We start from the raw sequence: 18,051 nt of genomic DNA on the forward strand, positions 1-18,051 counted from the left end.
TATCACCCCATTTAAACTATTTCGTATCATTCCAATAATAATTAAAATTGCTGTCAAAATCAATTTCACCGCTGCCATCAATTTTTAATGTGCTAAAATCTCCAGTAAAATCACTGCTTCCCGTAAAATAAATAAGTCCAAACTTTCCGGGAACTTCAAGTAAAGCCTCAATTCTTTCTGTAGCTACAGAGGTAGCACATGTGATAACAGAATATCCAGGTGATATTTCTGCAAGTAAATTTTCAGGTGTACTGCCTTTGTATCCATGATGAGCAATTTTTACAATATCAGAGCTGATTGGATAGGTGCCCGCTTCAGCAGCCAGATTTTCCCCTCCGGTTGTACCCAGATCACCAAGAAAAAGTATTTTATTATCCGATGCTGTAGTTAATCGGAACACTAAAGAGTCATTATTTACATTGCCATTTATTTTATCATCCTCGGTTGAGGAATTAAGATAAGAACCGATTCTGTTCTTAAAGACAAAATTGGTATTTCCGAAATAGAACTTTGTATTTCCACGGGAACGATTTGGAGAAATCCAGCTGCCTCCATTCTGATAAATATCGGTGGCGGCAGCATAGATGGTATTTGGGCTATGGGTGGAGGTATAGTTAAATGTTTTTGTACCGTTCTTTAAGCTGATCATAGTATTGACAAAGTTTACATAATTCCTGTATACACTGGTATTTTGGGTATTCGTATCATCCTGATACCTTTTTAACCTTTCTAAAATCGGTAAATCATAAAAGCGTGCATAAACAGTATCCACATTATAGTCAATACTCTGTATAATTTCATTAATTCCACCCATATGATCGCTGTCATAATGAGTGATGATAACAGCGTCCAAATGAGATATTTGTTTTTCCTGAATTACAGCTTTTACGGTATTTGCATCAGAATATCTGCCGGTATCCACCAGGATGTATTTTTCGTTTTGTTCCAAAATAATGCTATCCGCATCCCCCACTTTGATAAAATGGGCAAAAAAAGATGCGGTATCAGTATCATATACATTTATTGTTGATTTCATAATTATTACTCCTATTGATATAAAACAGCCAATCTAATATTATTATTTAGTGTATCGGCTGTAGTTTTGCTAATTGCATATCTTATTAAATGGACATCTTATCTTTAGTAATACTATTATTATATGTTGTATTATGGAGATGATGAATAGCAGTTGTTTTAACGTATTAAATAAGGAGGTTTGAAAAATGCTATTTTTAATGTTTCCTATGTTATCCCGTGCTTAAGAATCGTTAATCATATATTTTCAGGAGGTATCATGACAATACAAGAAAAAGTTCAATGGGCTATTGAACAGTGGGATTTGAAAAACACTATTGTCATATATGAGAGAAATAATAAAGCGGTATATGCATCTGAGTCGGTTGAATGGGGACATGTGATTTTGAAAGTAAATACTGACGAGGCTGAACTAACCAGCGAATACAACATGTTAAAAGAGATGCATGGTAATAGATGCTGTAAAGTGTTTGGATATGATGTGAAGCAAGGAGTATTAATTGAGGAACGAATTATACCAGGAACTACGCTGAGACGTGAAGATAATATGGTGATACGAGTGAATCAGTTTCTTAGTTTATTTTCAGAAATCCATAAAACAATAGATCATGTTTATAGTCCCATGACATATCTGGATTGGTTCAAGAATGCAGATGCCTTCTGCATGAGTCATAAGCAAGATGAAACAATAATAAATAATATGCATAAAGCATATGGTATGGGAGAAGAGTTGTTTCACAAATATAATGACAGGGTATTGCTGCATGGCGATTTACATCATGACAATATAATTCTGAATGATAAAGGAATCTATTGTATAATAGATCCAAAAGGTGTTATTGGTCCAAAGATTTTTGACATTCCCAGATTTATTTTAAATGAAATGGATTTTGTATCTGATGGTGAAAGCAAGAATCATATCTTTGAGGTTGCAGAAATGATAAGTCAGGAGACAAAGTATCCATTTACTGATATAATAAAGCTGTTTTTTATGGAAGTAATGTTAGGTAATGTTTGGTATATCGAGGACGGAGTAAAGCCTGATATGCATCAAATAGTAATAGCAACAAAACTCTTAAATGATTTATAAAGCAAAAATTAGGGGGAAAAAAACATGGGATTTGGTATTGGAGTGTATGTGAAAAATAGTGCAAAGGCGGTTGAACTGTACCAACAGGTATTTGGATTAGAATTGGGGTATCATGTTAAAAATCCAGATGGTTCTTTTTTTCATTCTGAGCTTTGTAGAAATGGGGAATGCTTTTTGTCCGTAGTAGAAACAAAAAAGGATAATGCGGATGGAAGTATCGTCCAATTAGGCTACGAATTTAATAGTCAGGAGGAAGTAAAACGTGCTTATGATTTGCTAAAAGAAGGCGGAAGAATTGATATGCCAATAGGGGAACTGCCATGGAGCGCCTGTGCGGCTTCAATCGTTGATAGATTTGGCGTTTGCTGGTATATATTTTCAGACTCTCATCGTCCACCTGAGGATTATGATTACTGGAATGAAGATCACTAAATAGAAGGCTGATGGTATCAATTAGAAGGGTAAAAGGAATAGAATAATGAAAATAAAACGTTTTATCCTGCTGATCTGTATTGCTTTATTACTTTGTGTTTCTGCATGTTCAAAAGACCGTTCCTTAAACCGGGATGTGATATTAAAAAATGGTAATACGAACGAGGAGCGTAATCAGTTTTTAACGGAGGATATAAAGTACTTTAAGAAAGAACTTCCCAGGCTACACAAAAATTTATTTTCTGTAATTACTAAAAATGAATTTAATGATCAGACAGATAAGTTAATAAGTCAGATCGGTCAGTTAAGTAACGAGCAGGTTTTTACAGAGCTGAATAAGATCATTGCGTCAGTTGGAGATGCCCATACAAACATTAATTACTGGGATGGTTTCCATTATCCGCTCCAGTTTTATCTGTTCAACGGTGAAGTTTATATTGTAAATACTGATACAAGCCTTGAAGAAATGATGTTTTCAAAGGTAATAAAAATAGATGGAGTTGATATAGATGAGATTACGGGAAAATTAAAAAAATTAATATCCCATGAAAATGATAGCTGGGTGCTGGCCCGGCTGCCAGAGTATCTTCAGTCACCTGTCTATATGTATGGACTCGGCATTATAAAGGATGAAAGCAAAGCTGCATTTACTGTGGAAAAACAGGGAAAAGTACAGGAATTTACTATTTCAGCACTTAATTATGAAGAAAAGGCTGATTTTGTTAACAACAATACAAAAGATGTTATCACAGGATATTATGATAAATATTATGACTACCACTTCTTAGCCGATAATAAAGCACTATACTTTGAATATAATGTATGTGCTGATATGGCTGACCTTAAATTTACTGATTTCAACCAAAAAATGTTTGATGCAATGGAAAATAATAAGGTAGAGAGAGTGGTAATTGATTTAAGAAATAATTCTGGTGGCAATTCTGAGATATTGAATCCCTTTACAGATCGTCTGAAAAGTTATATTAAGGAGCATGGTAATGTAAAGACTTACATATTAGTAGGACGGGAAACTTTTTCGTCAGGAATGATTGCAATTTATAGAATTAAGGAATCAGTATCTGATGCAGTTGCCATAGGGGAACCCACGGGCGGCGCACTGGATTGCTACGGTGATATAAAGACATTTAATCTGCCTAATTCTCAGCTGCCAATTAGTTATAGTACCAAGTATTTTGAGTTAAGTAAGTCCTTTACTTATAAAAATAATGGAGTCGGTACATTTCTTCCAGATATAACTATTGAACAAACAATAGAAGCTTATAAGAACGGAACGGATGAGATGCTTGAGTACGCATTGTCTAACTAATTGAAGGTTTGTTAGTAGCCAGAAGGAGCATGGACCAATGAATATAATTGAAACAGAACAGCTGATATTAAGAGAGCTGACTATGGATGATTTTGAGGCATGGTATCAGATATTATCGGATCAGGAAACCATGCAATTCTATCCAAGCGCATTTGACAAGAATCAAACCAGAAGATGGATTGAGTGGAATCTTATCAACTATAACAAAGATGGTTTTGGATTGTGGGCAGTTATTTTAAAAAAGTCAGATGAGTTTATAGGAGATTGCGGTATTACCATGCAGAATATCTATGGTGATGGCAATTTGCTTCCGGAAATAGGTTATCATATCAACAAACGATTCTGGAATAATGGATATGCATCTCAGGCAGCAAAAGCTTGTTTGAGATATATTTTTGAGAAAACGGATTATAATGAGGTTTTTTCCTATCAAAAGTGGACCAATATTCCCTCAAGAAAAGTGGCTGAGAAAATAGGGATGTCATTGCGAGGGGAATATGCAGACGAAAAAAACACAAAGACGAGTGTACATTCCATTACCAGAGCAGAATATAATTTTATCTACAAAGGATAAATATATGAAAATACAGGAAAAGTGCATACCATGCATTGTGAATCAGGCGATTAAGGTCGCTGATATGGTGGGGCTGGAAGATAAAAATGAATTGTTAAGAAACGTTTTTTCCTATTTAAGCCGGGTGGATTTTAATTCATCTTCGACGCCAGAACTGATTGGTGAGATTTTTGCCATGTTAAAAAAGGAAACAGGGAACGCAGACCCTTATAAAGAAACCAGAAGACATTATAATAGAATGTTTCTGGAGCAGATTCCTGATTTTGAAGCGGAAATTGATTGTGCTGGTGATCCCTTTTTGGAAGCTGTTAAATATGCAATTATAGGTAATATCATTGATTTTAATCCGATACATAATCTGTCACTTTCCGATATTGATGCCTGCTTTTTACGGTTAAAAGAAGAACCGCTGGGAATTGACGATTCAAAGCTTCTGAAGCAGGAAATTGTCAAAGCAGACAGTATTCTTTATTTAGGAGACAATTGTGGTGAAATTTGTCTTGATAAGATTCTGCTCAGTAAAATGAAAGAATTAAATCCTTCCTGCCGCTTATACTTTGGTACGAGAGGCGAAGCAGTTGTAAATGACTCAGTGGAAGAAGATGCTTACTTCGTTGGAATTGAAGATTATGCAACGGTGATTAGCAATGGAGATTCCTCTCTTGGCACAGTTTTATATAGAACTTCAAAGCAGTTCCAGGAGATTTATCAGAATGCAGATATCGTAATTGCAAAAGGACAGGCAAACTATGAATGCCTGAGCGATGAAGATAAGAATATCTATTTTCTTCTTATGACAAAATGCGGTGTGATCGCAAATGATATCGGAGTTCCAGAAATGAAAATGATTTGTATGAAAAAATAAAGCAGTCACCTATATTGACAGGATCAAATCTTAACTCAAACAAGCGGGCAGATAATACAATGGAGGTTTACAAAATGTCAAAAATTACAGTGTTAATAGGCAGTCCCAGGAAAAATGGCAATACTGAGATCCTTGCAAATACGTTCATTGATGGAGTTAATAAACAGGAAAACACGGTTGAAGTGATTTCTGTATCGGGAAAACGCGTCAACGGTTGTACAGGCTGCAATTTTTGCTACAGAGATAACAATCATAACTGTGCCCTAAAAGACGATATGCAGGAAATCTATGAGAAACTTGTAGATGCAGATGTTCTGGTGATAGCAACTCCTGTTTATTTTTATGGGGTTAGTTCCCAATTGAAATGTATAATTGACCGGCTGCACAATCCCATAAGAAATACGTTCAAAGTAAAAGAACTTGTATTATTAGCGGTTTGTGCTGATACAATACCGACTGTTTTTGACTCTCTAATTACCATGTATCATTCTGTACTAAGCTATTTTTCACTAAAAGATGGAGGTGTGATCACAGTACCAGGTGTGTCTGGAAAAGGTGATATTAAAGGTAATCCGGCACTTGTGGAAGCCCGTAAACTGGGAGCAGGATATTAGTCGGAAATGAAGAGATAAGTATTGCTTTTATTTAATTTATAATTTATTATAGTATAAAACAATTAAATCTATAGGTTAATAGGAGTAAATACGATGAATGAATATAATGAAAAGCTAAAAGAGGAAATAGCCCAATTCAGAGAAGCCGGTCATAAGTTTGTAAATAATGAAATTACGGCTGCTGAATTTAAAGGCAAATCAGGAGGCATGGGGGTTTATGCACAAAGGGGCGGCAAAGCTTTTATGATCCGTTTGAGGATACCCTGCGGTATCTTATCATTTGCCCATATGAAATTAATCCATAAATTTGCCGTACAATATGGTTTACAGCGAATTCATATTACAACCAGACAAGCCATTCAGCTTCATGACCTGGATATTGATTCTGTATGTGATATCATGGAAACAGCCATTGACCATGGTTTGTATACCAGAGGTGGAGGCGGTAATTTTCCCCGGAATGTTGCCCTGTCTCCTCTGTCCGGTGTGGATAAAGCAGAAGCCTTTGATCCTACTCCATACGCGCTGCAGGTAAACCGGTATGTCATGGAACGGATCATGGAATACCATCTGCCCCGTAAACTGAAAATAGCCTTTTCCAACAATGAAGCGGATACTGCAAACTGTACCATTAATGATTTGGGCTTTCTGTCAGTCCTTCATCAGGGAAACCCTTTTTTTAAACTGTTTCTTGCAGGTGGACTAGGTAATAATCCGGCAGTAGCTTTACCGTATGATGAGCTGATCCCCTTAAACCAGGTACTGTACCATGTGGAAGCTGTTACCAGAATATTTGCGGCGGAAGGGGATTATCAGAACAAGGCAAAAGCAAGATTGAGGTATATCCCCAAAAGGATGGGAGAAGAAGCATTTATGGAGTGTTATAAAAAGCATCTCTCCCAGGTAAAAGAATCCATGGAACTGGAAATTAATGTGGATGCAGCCGGGGTATGTGAACCTGCGGCTAAACTGCAGTCTTCCTGTATCCATACAGACAGCGGTAATCTGATAGCCCAAAAACAAGAGGGATACTATACAGCAGTCATTCATCCCCAATGTGGACAGCTGCCTGTAAAAGCCCTTGAAGAAATCATTGCATTTCTCATGGATAAACAACAGGACATACGCCTTAGTATGACGGAAAGCATGTACATCCGCAATCTGTCAAGAGAAGAAGGAGAAAAGCTTCTTGCAATAATGGAAGAGATCAATCAGGTTACCCCAATTGGTAAGAGTATCAGCTGTGTGGGAGTACCAACCTGCCAGATAGGAGTTTTAGAGAGCCAGACTTTATTAAAAGAAATAAACAGGGTGCTGATGGAAAATAAGAGTAACACAAAATATCTGCCGGGAGTTTCCATATCTGGTTGTTTTAATTCCTGTTCCAGGCACCAGGTAAGTGAAATTGGCTTTGCCGGGTGTAAAAAACGTATTTCTGATGCTCCGGCAGATGCATTTGAACTTCATATAGGGGGAGCGGCAGGGAACAATCACACCCATTTGGGGAAATGCCTGGGTGCAGTAAAAAAAGAGGATATTCCGGATTTTATGATAAAACTATCTCAGGCACTAAATGCCAAAGGAATGTATTTTATGGACTATCTGAACGAATACCGGGAAGAGTTTGAGAATTTGACAAAACCATATCTGATTCCATAAAAGATCTACAACGGTTTGAGCTGGAACGAAAAAATCAGGATTGAAGGCAGGGAAATATGCCGTCGACCTGATTTTTTCGTTTTGGGCAAGAATTCTGCCCATATGTAGATTTACTTAAGTAAGCATGCACATTTATTGTCGTTCCAGGGAACACATTCCTTCTGACAGTGTTTCAGTGTATCGTTTTCTTTATATACATCAGTATATTTGTGGGGACTGACACCAAATATGCACATAAAGGCCCGGTAGAACGTGCGCATACTGTTAAATCCCGCACTCATGGCTGCCTCTGTAATCGTGGAGTCTCCGCTCTCTAACAAGATACCTGCGACATGCCTGCAGCGAAGAGAGTTAACATATTCACTGATACTGCATCCTACATGTTTGTTAAATATATGGGAAAAACGGCTGGTACTGTAGCCGAATTCCTCAGAAATGGATTTCAGGGATAATGTATTTTTATAATTATTATGAAGATAAGTAAGAACATTGCGCACCAAAGCATCATCATCCTTTGTACACGTATTTTCCATCGGAATGTTTTCTGTCAGCAAAGCCAGAATTACATGAATATATCCTCTGGTAGCCAGGGAGCCAGGTGTTTTTCGCTGCAGGTCACAACAGCACCGCATGCAGCGGGCCACTTCCCGGGTCAAAGCTTTATTCGATATATGGCTTAAGGAAAAGGACTTTCCTTTCAATATCTTTTGAAAAACAGGTATATAGGAAAGGGGTATCGTCATCACTATGGTATCTGAGTATTCAGGCGTTAGATAACGGTGCACGGTATAGCTGGGCACCAACAGCAGTTCCCTGGCATTAATACAGTAAAATTTCCCATTCAGTGTTGCTTCCATGGTTCCTCTGCGCACATATACCAGTTCCAATGCACTGTGGAAATGGGGAGCGCAGTTGTTATTGATAGAATACCAGGAAGAAGAGTCAGCCTGGCTGTCACGGGATATTTCATAAATATATTTTGAATCGATCATAGCAAGCCTCCTTTCATACAAAAGAAACGTAGCCAAATATGGCACAAAATATGTTTGTTACGGCAAGCGGATACTGTTTTATTATATTATAATCAAATTGTAAAAAATTACAAGTAACAGATTATTCATCATTTAGTATTGAAAGGAAGGGGTTTATGAAATCATTAAAGCTTGGAATTATAGGGTGCGGAGGCATTGCAAACGGCAAGCACCTGCCGGCTGTCAGAAAAGAAGGCAGGGCAGAAGTTGTTGCTTTTTGTGATATTGTAAAAGAGCGTGCCTGTGAAGCTGCAAAAAAATATGGCACAAAAGATGCCAGGGTATTTACGGATTACCGGGAGCTCATTAAGCTGGATCTAGATGCGGTTTATGTTTGTACGCCAAACCGTTCCCATTGTGAAATCACGGTAGCCGCACTGAATGCCGGCAAACATGTCATGTGTGAAAAGCCCATGGCTATCAATTATAACCAGGCTATGGAAATGGTGGAAACAGCGAAGAAAACCGGTAAACTGTTAAACATTGGCTACCAGAACCGTTATCGAGCCGACAGCATTTATCTCAAACAGGAATGTGCCAATGGGGAACTGGGTGAGATCTATTATGCGAAAGCAAAAGCAATCCGCCGCCGGGCAGTTCCAACATGGGGGGTATTTTTAAACGAATACGAGCAGGGAGGCGGACCGCTGATTGATATTGGCACCCATGCACTTGACCTGACGTTATGGATGATGGACAATTATAAGCCCAAAAGTGTGGTAGGTACTATATATCATAAACTCAATGGTGAGAGACAGCCTGCCAATGCCTGGGGACCATGGGAGCCTGACAAATTTACAGTGGAAGACAGTGCTTTTGGATTTGTCATCATGGAGAATGGAGCCACAATTACCCTGGAGGCAAGCTGGGCACTTAATTCCCTGGATGTTCATGAGGCCAAAACCGTTCTATGCGGTACCAAAGCAGGTGCGGATATGATGAATGGGCTGACGATTAACGGTACCAAAAATGACCGCTTGTATGAGCTGAAGCCGAACCTGGAAGCAGGAGGAGTTGCTTTTTATGACGGGGATGTGATCACCCCTGAGGTATTAGAGCAGCAAACATTTTTTGATGCGATTCTTGACAATGGAGCGTTGGTTGTCTTGCCAGAGCAGGCTGCAGTTGTTACACAGATTTTAGATGCGGTTTATCAGTCTGCCAGAGAAGGACGGCAGATTTTATTATAAAACAGAGAGGTGCATCCTATGAGTTTAATTGAGAGATTCAGTCTTCAGCTTTATTCACTGCGTGAACTGACCAGAGAGGATTTTAAAGGTGTCCTGAAACGGGTCGGAGAGATCGGCTATACCGGTGTGGAATTTGCCGGTTATGGAGGTCTGGCTGCCAGCCAGATGTTAAGTTTGCTGAAAGAAAACGGACTAAAGTCCATAAGCAGCCACGTACCGCTGGAACGGCTGATCAATAATCTGGATGAGGAACTGAGTTATAACCGGGAGATTGGGACAGAAGCAATTATTGTGCCATATTATCCGGTTAAAACAATCCAGGATGTAAAGATTCTGGCAGAGCAGCTAGCACCGATTGCCAGGGCTGTGAGTAATGCAGGTTTTATATTTGGTTATCATAATCATGCCCATGAATTTATAAAAACAGAAGACGGAACAGTTCTTCTGGATTTATTGATGCAGCTGACTGATCCGCTGGATATGGTGCTGGAATTAGATGTATACTGGGCTGCGTATGCAGGTGTGGATGTGCTGGCATACATGGAAAAACAGAGGAATCGTATCCGGTTGCTGCATTTAAAGCAGATGGCCGATTTTGAAAGCAGGAAGTGTGTGGATTTAGATGAAGGTGTTCTGGATTTTAATACGATTATATGCAAAGGACTGGAAACCGGAGTAATGCACTTTATTTTGGAACAGGAAGAATTCGCTGTATCTCCATACCAAAGCATAGAAAAAGGGTATAAACACATTATGAATCTGTAGATTATTGAAAGGGGTATTCATATGAAATTAGGAGTATTAACCGTTCCGTTATATGACCGGAGTGCAGAGGACGCATTCCGTTATCTGAGCAGTCTGGGGGTACAGACAGTAGAAATTGGTACCGGCGGCTCACCAGGCAGCAAACATTCCAATCCAGAGGAATTGCTTTCCAGTGAAAGTAAATTATCGGCTTATAAGGATTTGTTTAAAAAATATAATTTAGAAATCAGTGCATTGAGCTGTCATTCCAACCATGTACATCCCAATGGAGATATCCGTGCCCAGGCTGCTGCTGATTTTACCAGGACCCTGCGCCTGGCAGAGAAACTGGGAGTCGATACGGTGGTGAGTTTTTCCGGGTGTCCCGGTGACTATGAAGGTGCAAAATATCCCAACTGGGTGACATGTTCCTGGCCCACGGATTATCAGCATGTTCTGGATTATCAGTGGAATGAGGTATTGATTCCTTTCTGGCAGGGTGCGGTTGCTGAGGCCGCCAATTACGGTGTAAAAAAGATAGCATTGGAGCTGCATCCAGGATTCTGTGTATACAATACTGCTACGCTGCTGCGGTTAAGAAGAGCAGTCGGTGAGGCAATCGGTGCCAATTTTGATCCCAGCCACCTGTTCTGGCAGGGAATTCGTCCGGCTGAGGCAATTAAGGCACTTAAGGGCGCAATTTATCATTTTCATGCAAAGGATACAAAAGTGGATACGGTCAATACACAGATCAATGGTGTATTGGATACCGGAAACTATGGTGATTTATCAGAACGCAGCTGGTCATTCCGTACCGTTGGCTGGGGCCATGATGCTGATGAATGGAAGGAGATCATCTCTGCTTTGCGGCTGAGTGGTTATGACGGGGCCATCAGTATTGAACATGAAGATGCTTTCATGTCTGTTGAGGAGGGTCTTGAAAAAGCTATTGACTTCCTAAAAGATATAATCATTCACGATCAGCCGGCAAACGCGTGGTGGAACTGAAAGTCAGGAGAACATTCGATTATGGAAAAGAAAAAACTACATATTGCCTTAATTGGATACGGTGGCATGGGCAGCTGGCATGCCCGTATGTTGAATAAAATATCGGAAACCTGTCTGTGTGGTATCTGGGACATAGATCCGGTCCGCAGGGAAGCAGCGGCTTCGGACGGTATACATGTCTATCAGTCGCAGCAGGATTTGCTGAATGACATAACAGTGGAAGCAGTAACCATTGCTACACCAAATGATACTCATTTACCTGTTGCACTTGCGGTCATGAGTGCAGGTAAGCATGTAATCTGTGAAAAACCTGTGGCATTAAACAGTGAAGAACTGACACAGATGGCCGATTATTCAAGAAAGATGGGGGTCTTTTTCACAGTACATCAAAACCGCCGCTGGGATGAGGATTATCTTATCATAAAACAGCTGTATGAACGGCAGTCTCTTGGAAAAATATTTAATATAGAGAGCCGGGTGCATGGTTCCCGGGGAATACCGGGAGACTGGCGGAACCAGAAAGAGCATGGGGGCGGCATGGTACTGGACTGGGGCGTGCATCTTCTGGATCAGATGACGATGATGCTTGGCAGCCGCAAACCTAAAAGTGTATTTGCACAGTTAACGAATGTTACCAACGAAGCGGTAGATGATGGCTTCCGCGCATTATTTCAATTTGATAACCAGCTGACTTTTTTAGTGGAAGTAGGAACCAGCAATTTTATTTCCATGCCCCGCTGGTACATACAGGGAGAAAATGGTACCGCAATTATTCATGACTGGAAGCTAAACGGCGAGATTGTTATGGTTTCTGATTGGGAAAAACGAGATGCAGTACCGGTCGTAACAGCAGCAGGTTTAACAAAAACCATGGCTCCACGCACGGATGAAACAGTAAAGAAATATCCTTTGCCGGAAGTACATGCCGATATCAGGGATTTTTACCGCAATGTGAATGCCTGCATTCATGAAGGGGCAAAGCCATTTATTCAACTGGATGAGGTTATGGAAGTCATGCATATTATGGAGGCTGTTTTCCGTTCGGCAGAGCAGAACTGTGTAGTATACTTATAGGGAACTCAATAGATAAGCCTGGGTTAAATATGGTGGCTGGCAGAAGTAAATGATTGCTTCTGCCAGCCCTTTTACCACAGGTCACTTTGTTAAATTAACCTGTGATTTCTGGCTGTTTGCTGTCAGATATGGTATACTCTTGACAACAAGAAGGAAATAAATACGAAAGGGGGAAATAAATGGAGATTGAAATACGCAGGCTGACACCAGACCTTGCAGAAGATTATATACATTTCTTTGATATCACACCTCACGACGATAACGTGGCTGGTAATAAGTGTTATTGTGCATGTTGGAGTAATGATGATTATGCAGGCAAAGATTTTTCAATTGAAGAAAATCGTAGAAAATATGCGTTTCAGTATGTAAAAGGCAATAACATTCAGGGATATCTTGCCTATAGTGGTGATAAAATCGTTGGCTGGTGTAACTCTAATACGAAATCAGATTGTCAGAAATGCATCAGCTGGCAGAGATTTATGTCATATGTACCGCTGGAGGAACCTGGCTCTGGCATAAGGATAAAATCTATTTTCTGTTTCGTAATTGCTCCGGAAATGAAAAGACAGGGCATTGCCACGCGGTTATTGGAACGTATCTGTAAAGATGCGGCACAAGATGGATTCGACTATGTGGAGGCATATCCCTATAAGGAATCAAGCTATCAGTCCTCAGACTTTGGCGGACATTTTGAGATGTACAAAAAAGAGGGGTTTTATGTGCTGCCTGATACACAACAGGGGCTTGTTATGAGGAAGCAGTTAGACGAAGGAGCAGGTAAATGAGAATTCTGATTTTAGGTGTAAGCAGTTATGCCGGTCAGGCAATTGCAAAATTACTTATTAAAAACCATGATGTATATGGTACTTATCATGTACAGAAGAATAGCTGTTTGCCTGAAAAGAAGCTGTTTCGGCTGCAGCTTGACGATTACGATTACATTAAACATATTCTGGATCAGATACGCCCACAAATAATCATTTCCAGTTTGAGAGGTGATTTTCAATTACAGCTAAAGTTCCACAGCTTTGTTGCTGATTATTTATTAACTAATGATGCAGGTAAAATAATATTCATATCTTCCTCCAATGTGTTTGATGCAGCAATGAAAAAGCCACATTATGAATCCGATAAAACAAGTTCACAATCGGATTATGGGAATTATAAAATTACATGCGAACAAATGCTTCAAAACAAACTAAAAGAAAAATGTGTGATTGTCCGGATACCCCAGATTTACGGGAAAAATTGTCCCAGGATATTGAAGCTGGGGGAGGATATACAAAACAATACACCAATTATTACCTACCCTGATCTTTATATGAACTACACAACTGATTTACAGATCGCAGAATGGATTGATACTATCATCATAGAAGATCTTGACGGAATCTTTCACATCGGAACAAAGGATGCTTATAGTTATATGCAGTTTCAAACAGATCTTATCAGTGCACTGGGACTAAAGGAGCCTGTTTTCCAGGAAGAAGTAAGTTGCGGAAAATGTTTTCAGGCAGTGCTGCCTGGCAGAACGGAAATACCGGAGAAGCTGCAAATGAGTGTAGCTGACATACTTGAGTATCTGAAAAGTGTGCAAAAATAATATTAGTTTCTTCGACTATTCTAAGTGGGCAACTTCTAAAAAATAAGCTGCCCACCATTTCGTGGTAATCATGAAGTTTAAAATCCATAATCAAATGCAACGTTGATAATTATCCTACATTATGCTCTAATTGTTATGCTTCTAAAATACTTGACAAGGGTAATCAGAAGTTTGGAAAATAAAGGGTTAGTAATAAGAGAAAAGAGCATAGTAGATAAGAGAGCATATGACGTAAGATTGACAGAAAAAGGGAAAGCGATGCAGCCAGTCATAATAGACAAGCTGAAACACTGGACAGAGATATTATCCATTGGTATGGACAAGGAGATGGTGGAGTTTATCATTGATAATCTGATGTTAATGGCAAACAACGCAAAAATTATGAATAGAGGTGAGCCACATGAAGAAAGTTAAAATCGTTATTCTGTCGCTCTCATTAATAACGGTTATGTCAGGAGCCTTAGATAATATAAGAGCACCTTTTTATTTATCTGGATTTATCGCAATCATTCTTTTTTTATGTTTAAAGAAAATAACAATAGCAGACAGCAACTATGAATAAAAAATAATAAAGTTTATTTTGAAAGGAAGGTTCATTATGAGATATTTTGTTGTAGAAGGAACATTTAGAGATACGATTACCATTGATAAAAGCGAATTGCAGATAGCGATTGCAGATCATCTTGTATATTTGGATAAGGGGTTTGAGGAAAAATTCATTCTTGCCTCAGGACCTAAAGCTAGTGAAGGAGGAGGGATAATTATAATCAAAGGGCAATCTTTGGAAGAAATCGAAAACTATTTATCCAAAGATCCTCTGAAGGTAAAAGGGGTTCAAGATTATAAAATAGTGGAATTTAAACTACACAAATGTCAACCCATGTTAAAAGAATGGTTTGGCTGAATTTCAAATTCTTCTGATGGATAACCTGAAACAAACACACTCCGGATGCATAAGGTAAAGTATGATACCCACTGTGCGCGTAAATCCTGAGAGGTGATTGAATGGGATTTCTGGATAGACTGCTTGATAAAGGCAGTCTGAGAAAACCGCTTCATTTTACACTGGAGAAAATCATGGAGGAATACGTCCCTGACGGTGAAATGCCCCCATATACACAAGAGCTTAAAAACCTGATCTCCAAGGACAATCTTAAGTTAAAAGATGTTGCAGAACTGGCTGTTTTAGTAAGAAATGAGATGGATCATCTAAAAGACGAAGTGGATGCTTATGTGGTAGTTACAGAAAAGGCTAAAAGAGTACAGTCAATTCTTGACTTGTGGAATGAAATTCTAAGTGGATTAACCAGTCAGTTTTCCTATCAGGAAGAAGTGACAGACACAGAAGCTTTTATTCATTCCAAAGCGGTGGAAGACATACCACATATACATCATGCCATTACAGAGCTTCTTACACAAAAGAATGAGCTACAGCTGGAATCACAGCTTGTTCTGCAGGCAGAGATTCTGCAGAAGAGCATATACAATTTAGAGCAGACGCTTCTCACCCTAATGCCTGAAATCATAAATATAAAAGATAAGAAACGAAAGCTGGAGGAGGAAATTAATCAATTCCAGGATGTAATGGAGGAACTAAGACAAAAAGGTGAACCAGGCAGTCTTGAGCTTTCCGTACAAACATCTGAAAAGGGTAAGTTACTGGTCAGTAGGAAAAAGTCACTTACTGCCAGTGAAAAAGACCTTCAGACGTATGTGGAAGCTGTTCAGAAGACAGCCATTCAGATCTTTTTAGTCTTTCAGGAAGTATCTGAGTCCGCGTCCGACAGTGTAAAAACTGCGATTGACAGGCTGATTGTCAATAATGAAAAGATTTTAAAAACTGCAGCTGATTCACAAAGTTTCCTGAAACAGAGAAAGAAGCTGTCTCAGCTTACTGCATTACTTCAACTGTTAAATGACTGCATCCACGTTCATCAGAAATATGACCGCTAGTTCTTATGGGGTTTCCAGGGAATAAAGCAGCTTTTTTAATAACTGGTCCAACTGGGCCAGTTCTTCTTTTGTCAGTCCGTTCAATAAGGATGCCTCAGTCTGGGTATGGGTCAGAACCGCCTGGGAGATCAGTTCATACCCAGCCTTCGTCAGCTGAACATAGATGGTTCTTCTGTCTTCGTTGTCATGCACTCGTCTGACCAGCCCCTTTTTCTCCAGAGTATCAATCCTGTTTGTCATGGCTCCGGATGTAATCATAAGTGACTGGTATAAGTCTGTAGGTTTTAATCTGTAATCCCCCCCCGAACGCCGCAGAGTCGCTAATACGTCGAATTCGCCGCTGTTTAACTGGTATAAGGAAAAATTTTCTGCCAATCTCCTTTCTGAATGCTTGACAATTCTTTTAAACCTTCCCCAAAACGCCATTGGTGACGCATCAAGCTCCGGCAGTTCATAAGCCCATTGATCAATAATTTTATCAATATTATCTGTTTTCATGTAAATAGTGTAACATCAGAAAAAAGAAAGTACAAGGGAAATTTGAGGTGAAGATTCTTGACGTTAAATATCTTTATCTTAAAATACTTGACAAAAAACGGTACACACTTTATTCTTTTTATATATCTTAACGTTAAGATATTAAACAATAAGATAAAAAAACGAAGAAGAGAGGAATAATAGATGAAGCAGATGAAAGATACGTTACTTACAATGCTGACTCCCATGCTTTGGGGTTCCACATACATTATTGCCTCCGTGCTGATCCCCATACAGCGTCCGGTATTTGTTGCGTTTATGAGGGCATTTCCCATAGGACTGCTTTTGCTGTTATGGTACAGGAAACTGCCCAAAGGAATCTGGATTTTAAAGTCATTGATCCTTGGAAGCTTAAATATAGGCGTTTTCTTCCTGTTTTTATTCATTGCTGCATACAGGCTCCCTGGCGGGATCGCTTCCATCATCGGAAGTGTCCAGCCGATATTTGTTATACTTTTCAGCTGGTTGTTATTAAAAGAAAAACCTGCCCTCCGGTCCTATGCAGCGATTGCCATGATGATAACAGGGGTGGCGCTGCTCCTTGTGAAACCGCAGATGACCATAGATTTCTGGGGCGTGGCAGCTGCATTATGCGGAGCTGTGGTGATGGCTCTTGGCGTAGTACTGACCAAATACTGGAGAAAGCCGGAGGGCGTCAGCCAGATGGAATTTACATCTTGGCAGCTGTTTTTTGGCAGTCTGATTCTGATTCCTGCGGTGTATCTGATGGAGGGCAGCGTTCCGGTCCTCACATCTGTGAATCTGGCAGGGCTTGCCTTACTTGGTATTGTCAATACAGGACTTGCCTATTATCTGTGGTTTCGTGGAATTGAAATCCTGTCACCAGTCCGGGTTTCTCTGTTAAGTCCGGTGAATCCATTAACTGCTTTTATTCTGGGATATATTGTACTGGGGCAAAGAATCAGCTTCATTCAGATCGTGGGAGTTTGTGTTATTATCGCAAGTATTTTTGTTTCACAGCGAAAGTGATAAAAGCGATTTACTTATATTTTCTTTTTGGTTAGCGTAAAGTTTTTTTCAATAGTGAAAAGGCATAATAAAAAATAATAACTGGTGATGAAAAGAATTTGTTTTAAAATATATTTACATGAATAATTAGAAAACATATTACTTATATAAAAAATTCAATATAAATAATCATTTAAATTTATTTAATTGTTTGCTATAATGAATAAAGGATAATTCAATATTATCCTCCATTCATTACAGAGAAATAAGAGGATAAAAATTATGGCAATTGATTCCGAATTTACTATAGGAAAAGGTGAAACAACAAGATTTTGTGTAAATAAAA

At 39.2% G+C, this 18,051-nt stretch carries 21 protein-coding genes; 18 read left to right on the plus strand and 3 right to left on the minus strand.

Annotation, left to right across the window (positions count from 1 at the left end; genetic code table 11):
* Positions 1 to 16: 16 nt before the first annotated feature.
* Positions 17 to 1,036, minus strand: coding sequence for a ComEC/Rec2 family competence protein (locus CRO04_RS12095; RefSeq protein ID WP_097004496.1), 1,020 nt, complete (start codon positions 1,034 to 1,036; stop codon positions 17 to 19).
* Between the two features lie 258 nt (positions 1,037 to 1,294).
* On the opposite strand from CRO04_RS12095, the gene CRO04_RS12100 reads away from it, so the two are divergent.
* The 7 genes from CRO04_RS12100 to CRO04_RS12130 all read left to right on the plus strand — a co-directional run bounded on the left by CRO04_RS12100 (position 1,295) and on the right by CRO04_RS12130 (position 7,596).
* Positions 1,295 to 2,125: an aminoglycoside phosphotransferase family protein gene (locus tag CRO04_RS12100; protein WP_097004497.1), complete on the plus strand. Its 831-nt coding sequence runs from the start codon at positions 1,295 to 1,297 to the stop codon at positions 2,123 to 2,125.
* A 24-nt stretch (positions 2,126 to 2,149) separates the two neighbouring features.
* Positions 2,150 to 2,557 (plus strand): VOC family protein, encoded by a 408-nt coding sequence (locus tag CRO04_RS12105; protein ID WP_097004498.1) that lies wholly within the window; start codon positions 2,150 to 2,152, stop codon positions 2,555 to 2,557.
* Positions 2,558 to 2,603: 46 nt separating this feature from the next.
* A complete protein-coding gene (locus tag CRO04_RS12110; protein ID WP_097004499.1) occupies positions 2,604 to 3,884 on the plus strand; it encodes a S41 family peptidase in 1,281 nt (426 codons plus the stop codon).
* A 37-nt stretch (positions 3,885 to 3,921) separates the two neighbouring features.
* Entirely contained in the window at positions 3,922 to 4,458 is a 537-nt protein-coding gene (locus tag CRO04_RS12115; protein WP_097004500.1) for a GNAT family N-acetyltransferase, read from the plus strand.
* Between the two features lie 4 nt (positions 4,459 to 4,462).
* A complete protein-coding gene (locus CRO04_RS12120; RefSeq protein WP_097004501.1) occupies positions 4,463 to 5,323 on the plus strand; it encodes a damage-control phosphatase ARMT1 family protein in 861 nt (286 codons plus the stop codon).
* A 74-nt stretch (positions 5,324 to 5,397) separates the two neighbouring features.
* Positions 5,398 to 5,937 carry a flavodoxin family protein gene (locus CRO04_RS12125; RefSeq protein ID WP_097004502.1) on the plus strand — a complete coding sequence of 180 codons (540 nt, stop codon included), beginning with the start codon at positions 5,398 to 5,400 and terminating at the stop codon, positions 5,935 to 5,937.
* 93 nt (positions 5,938 to 6,030) lie between these two features.
* Entirely contained in the window at positions 6,031 to 7,596 is a 1,566-nt protein-coding gene (locus tag CRO04_RS12130; RefSeq protein WP_097004503.1) for a nitrite/sulfite reductase, read from the plus strand.
* Positions 7,597 to 7,706: 110 nt separating this feature from the next.
* Here CRO04_RS12130 and CRO04_RS12135 read toward each other — a convergent pair whose 3' ends face one another.
* The gene (locus CRO04_RS12135; protein ID WP_097004504.1) at positions 7,707 to 8,588 is read right to left on the minus strand and encodes a helix-turn-helix domain-containing protein; all 882 of its coding nucleotides are present in this window, start codon (positions 8,586 to 8,588) and stop codon (positions 7,707 to 7,709) included.
* Between the two features lie 155 nt (positions 8,589 to 8,743).
* Between CRO04_RS12135 and CRO04_RS12140 the strand changes: the two genes are divergently transcribed.
* The 10 genes from CRO04_RS12140 to CRO04_RS12180 all read left to right on the plus strand — a co-directional run bounded on the left by CRO04_RS12140 (position 8,744) and on the right by CRO04_RS12180 (position 16,199).
* The gene (locus tag CRO04_RS12140; RefSeq protein ID WP_097004505.1) at positions 8,744 to 9,817 is read left to right on the plus strand and encodes a Gfo/Idh/MocA family protein; all 1,074 of its coding nucleotides are present in this window, start codon (positions 8,744 to 8,746) and stop codon (positions 9,815 to 9,817) included.
* Between the two features lie 18 nt (positions 9,818 to 9,835).
* A complete protein-coding gene (locus CRO04_RS12145; RefSeq protein ID WP_097004506.1) occupies positions 9,836 to 10,582 on the plus strand; it encodes a sugar phosphate isomerase/epimerase family protein in 747 nt (248 codons plus the stop codon).
* 21 nt (positions 10,583 to 10,603) lie between these two features.
* On the plus strand, positions 10,604 to 11,569 hold the full coding sequence (locus tag CRO04_RS12150) for a sugar phosphate isomerase/epimerase family protein (RefSeq protein WP_097004507.1): 966 nt from the start codon (positions 10,604 to 10,606) through the stop codon (positions 11,567 to 11,569).
* A 21-nt stretch (positions 11,570 to 11,590) separates the two neighbouring features.
* A complete protein-coding gene (locus CRO04_RS12155) occupies positions 11,591 to 12,643 on the plus strand; it encodes a Gfo/Idh/MocA family protein (RefSeq protein WP_097004508.1) in 1,053 nt (350 codons plus the stop codon).
* Positions 12,644 to 12,822: 179 nt separating this feature from the next.
* On the plus strand, positions 12,823 to 13,428 hold the full coding sequence (locus CRO04_RS12160; protein ID WP_097004509.1) for a GNAT family N-acetyltransferase: 606 nt from the start codon (positions 12,823 to 12,825) through the stop codon (positions 13,426 to 13,428).
* Entirely contained in the window at positions 13,425 to 14,246 is an 822-nt protein-coding gene (locus CRO04_RS12165; RefSeq protein ID WP_097004510.1) for a sugar nucleotide-binding protein, read from the plus strand. Before CRO04_RS12160 ends, CRO04_RS12165 begins: the two co-directional genes overlap by 4 nt.
* Positions 14,247 to 14,381: 135 nt before the next feature.
* Positions 14,382 to 14,660 (plus strand): MarR family winged helix-turn-helix transcriptional regulator, encoded by a 279-nt coding sequence (locus tag CRO04_RS12170; RefSeq protein WP_141400977.1) that lies wholly within the window; start codon positions 14,382 to 14,384, stop codon positions 14,658 to 14,660.
* The gene (locus CRO04_RS26255) at positions 14,647 to 14,808 is read left to right on the plus strand and encodes a hypothetical protein (protein WP_166432542.1); all 162 of its coding nucleotides are present in this window, start codon (positions 14,647 to 14,649) and stop codon (positions 14,806 to 14,808) included. Before CRO04_RS12170 ends, CRO04_RS26255 begins: the two co-directional genes overlap by 14 nt.
* Positions 14,809 to 14,844: 36 nt before the next feature.
* Complete coding sequence (locus tag CRO04_RS12175; protein WP_097004512.1) at positions 14,845 to 15,150, plus strand: YciI family protein; 306 nt, start codon at positions 14,845 to 14,847, stop codon at positions 15,148 to 15,150.
* 101 nt (positions 15,151 to 15,251) lie between these two features.
* Positions 15,252 to 16,199, plus strand: coding sequence for a hypothetical protein (locus tag CRO04_RS12180; RefSeq protein ID WP_097004513.1), 948 nt, complete (start codon positions 15,252 to 15,254; stop codon positions 16,197 to 16,199).
* 3 nt (positions 16,200 to 16,202) lie between these two features.
* On the opposite strand, the gene CRO04_RS12185 is transcribed toward CRO04_RS12180, so the two are convergent.
* Entirely contained in the window at positions 16,203 to 16,697 is a 495-nt protein-coding gene (locus tag CRO04_RS12185; protein ID WP_097004514.1) for a MarR family winged helix-turn-helix transcriptional regulator, read from the minus strand.
* Positions 16,698 to 16,880: 183 nt separating this feature from the next.
* Here CRO04_RS12185 and CRO04_RS12190 point away from each other — a divergent pair, with 183 nt between their 5' ends.
* Positions 16,881 to 17,726, plus strand: a complete 846-nt coding sequence (locus tag CRO04_RS12190) for an EamA family transporter (RefSeq protein WP_097004515.1) — start codon at positions 16,881 to 16,883, stop codon at positions 17,724 to 17,726.
* Positions 17,727 to 18,051 lie beyond the last annotated feature (325 nt).

Source organism: Lacrimispora amygdalina, from assembly GCF_900205965.1.
GTDB lineage: Bacteria > Bacillota > Clostridia > Lachnospirales > Lachnospiraceae > Lacrimispora > Lacrimispora amygdalina_A.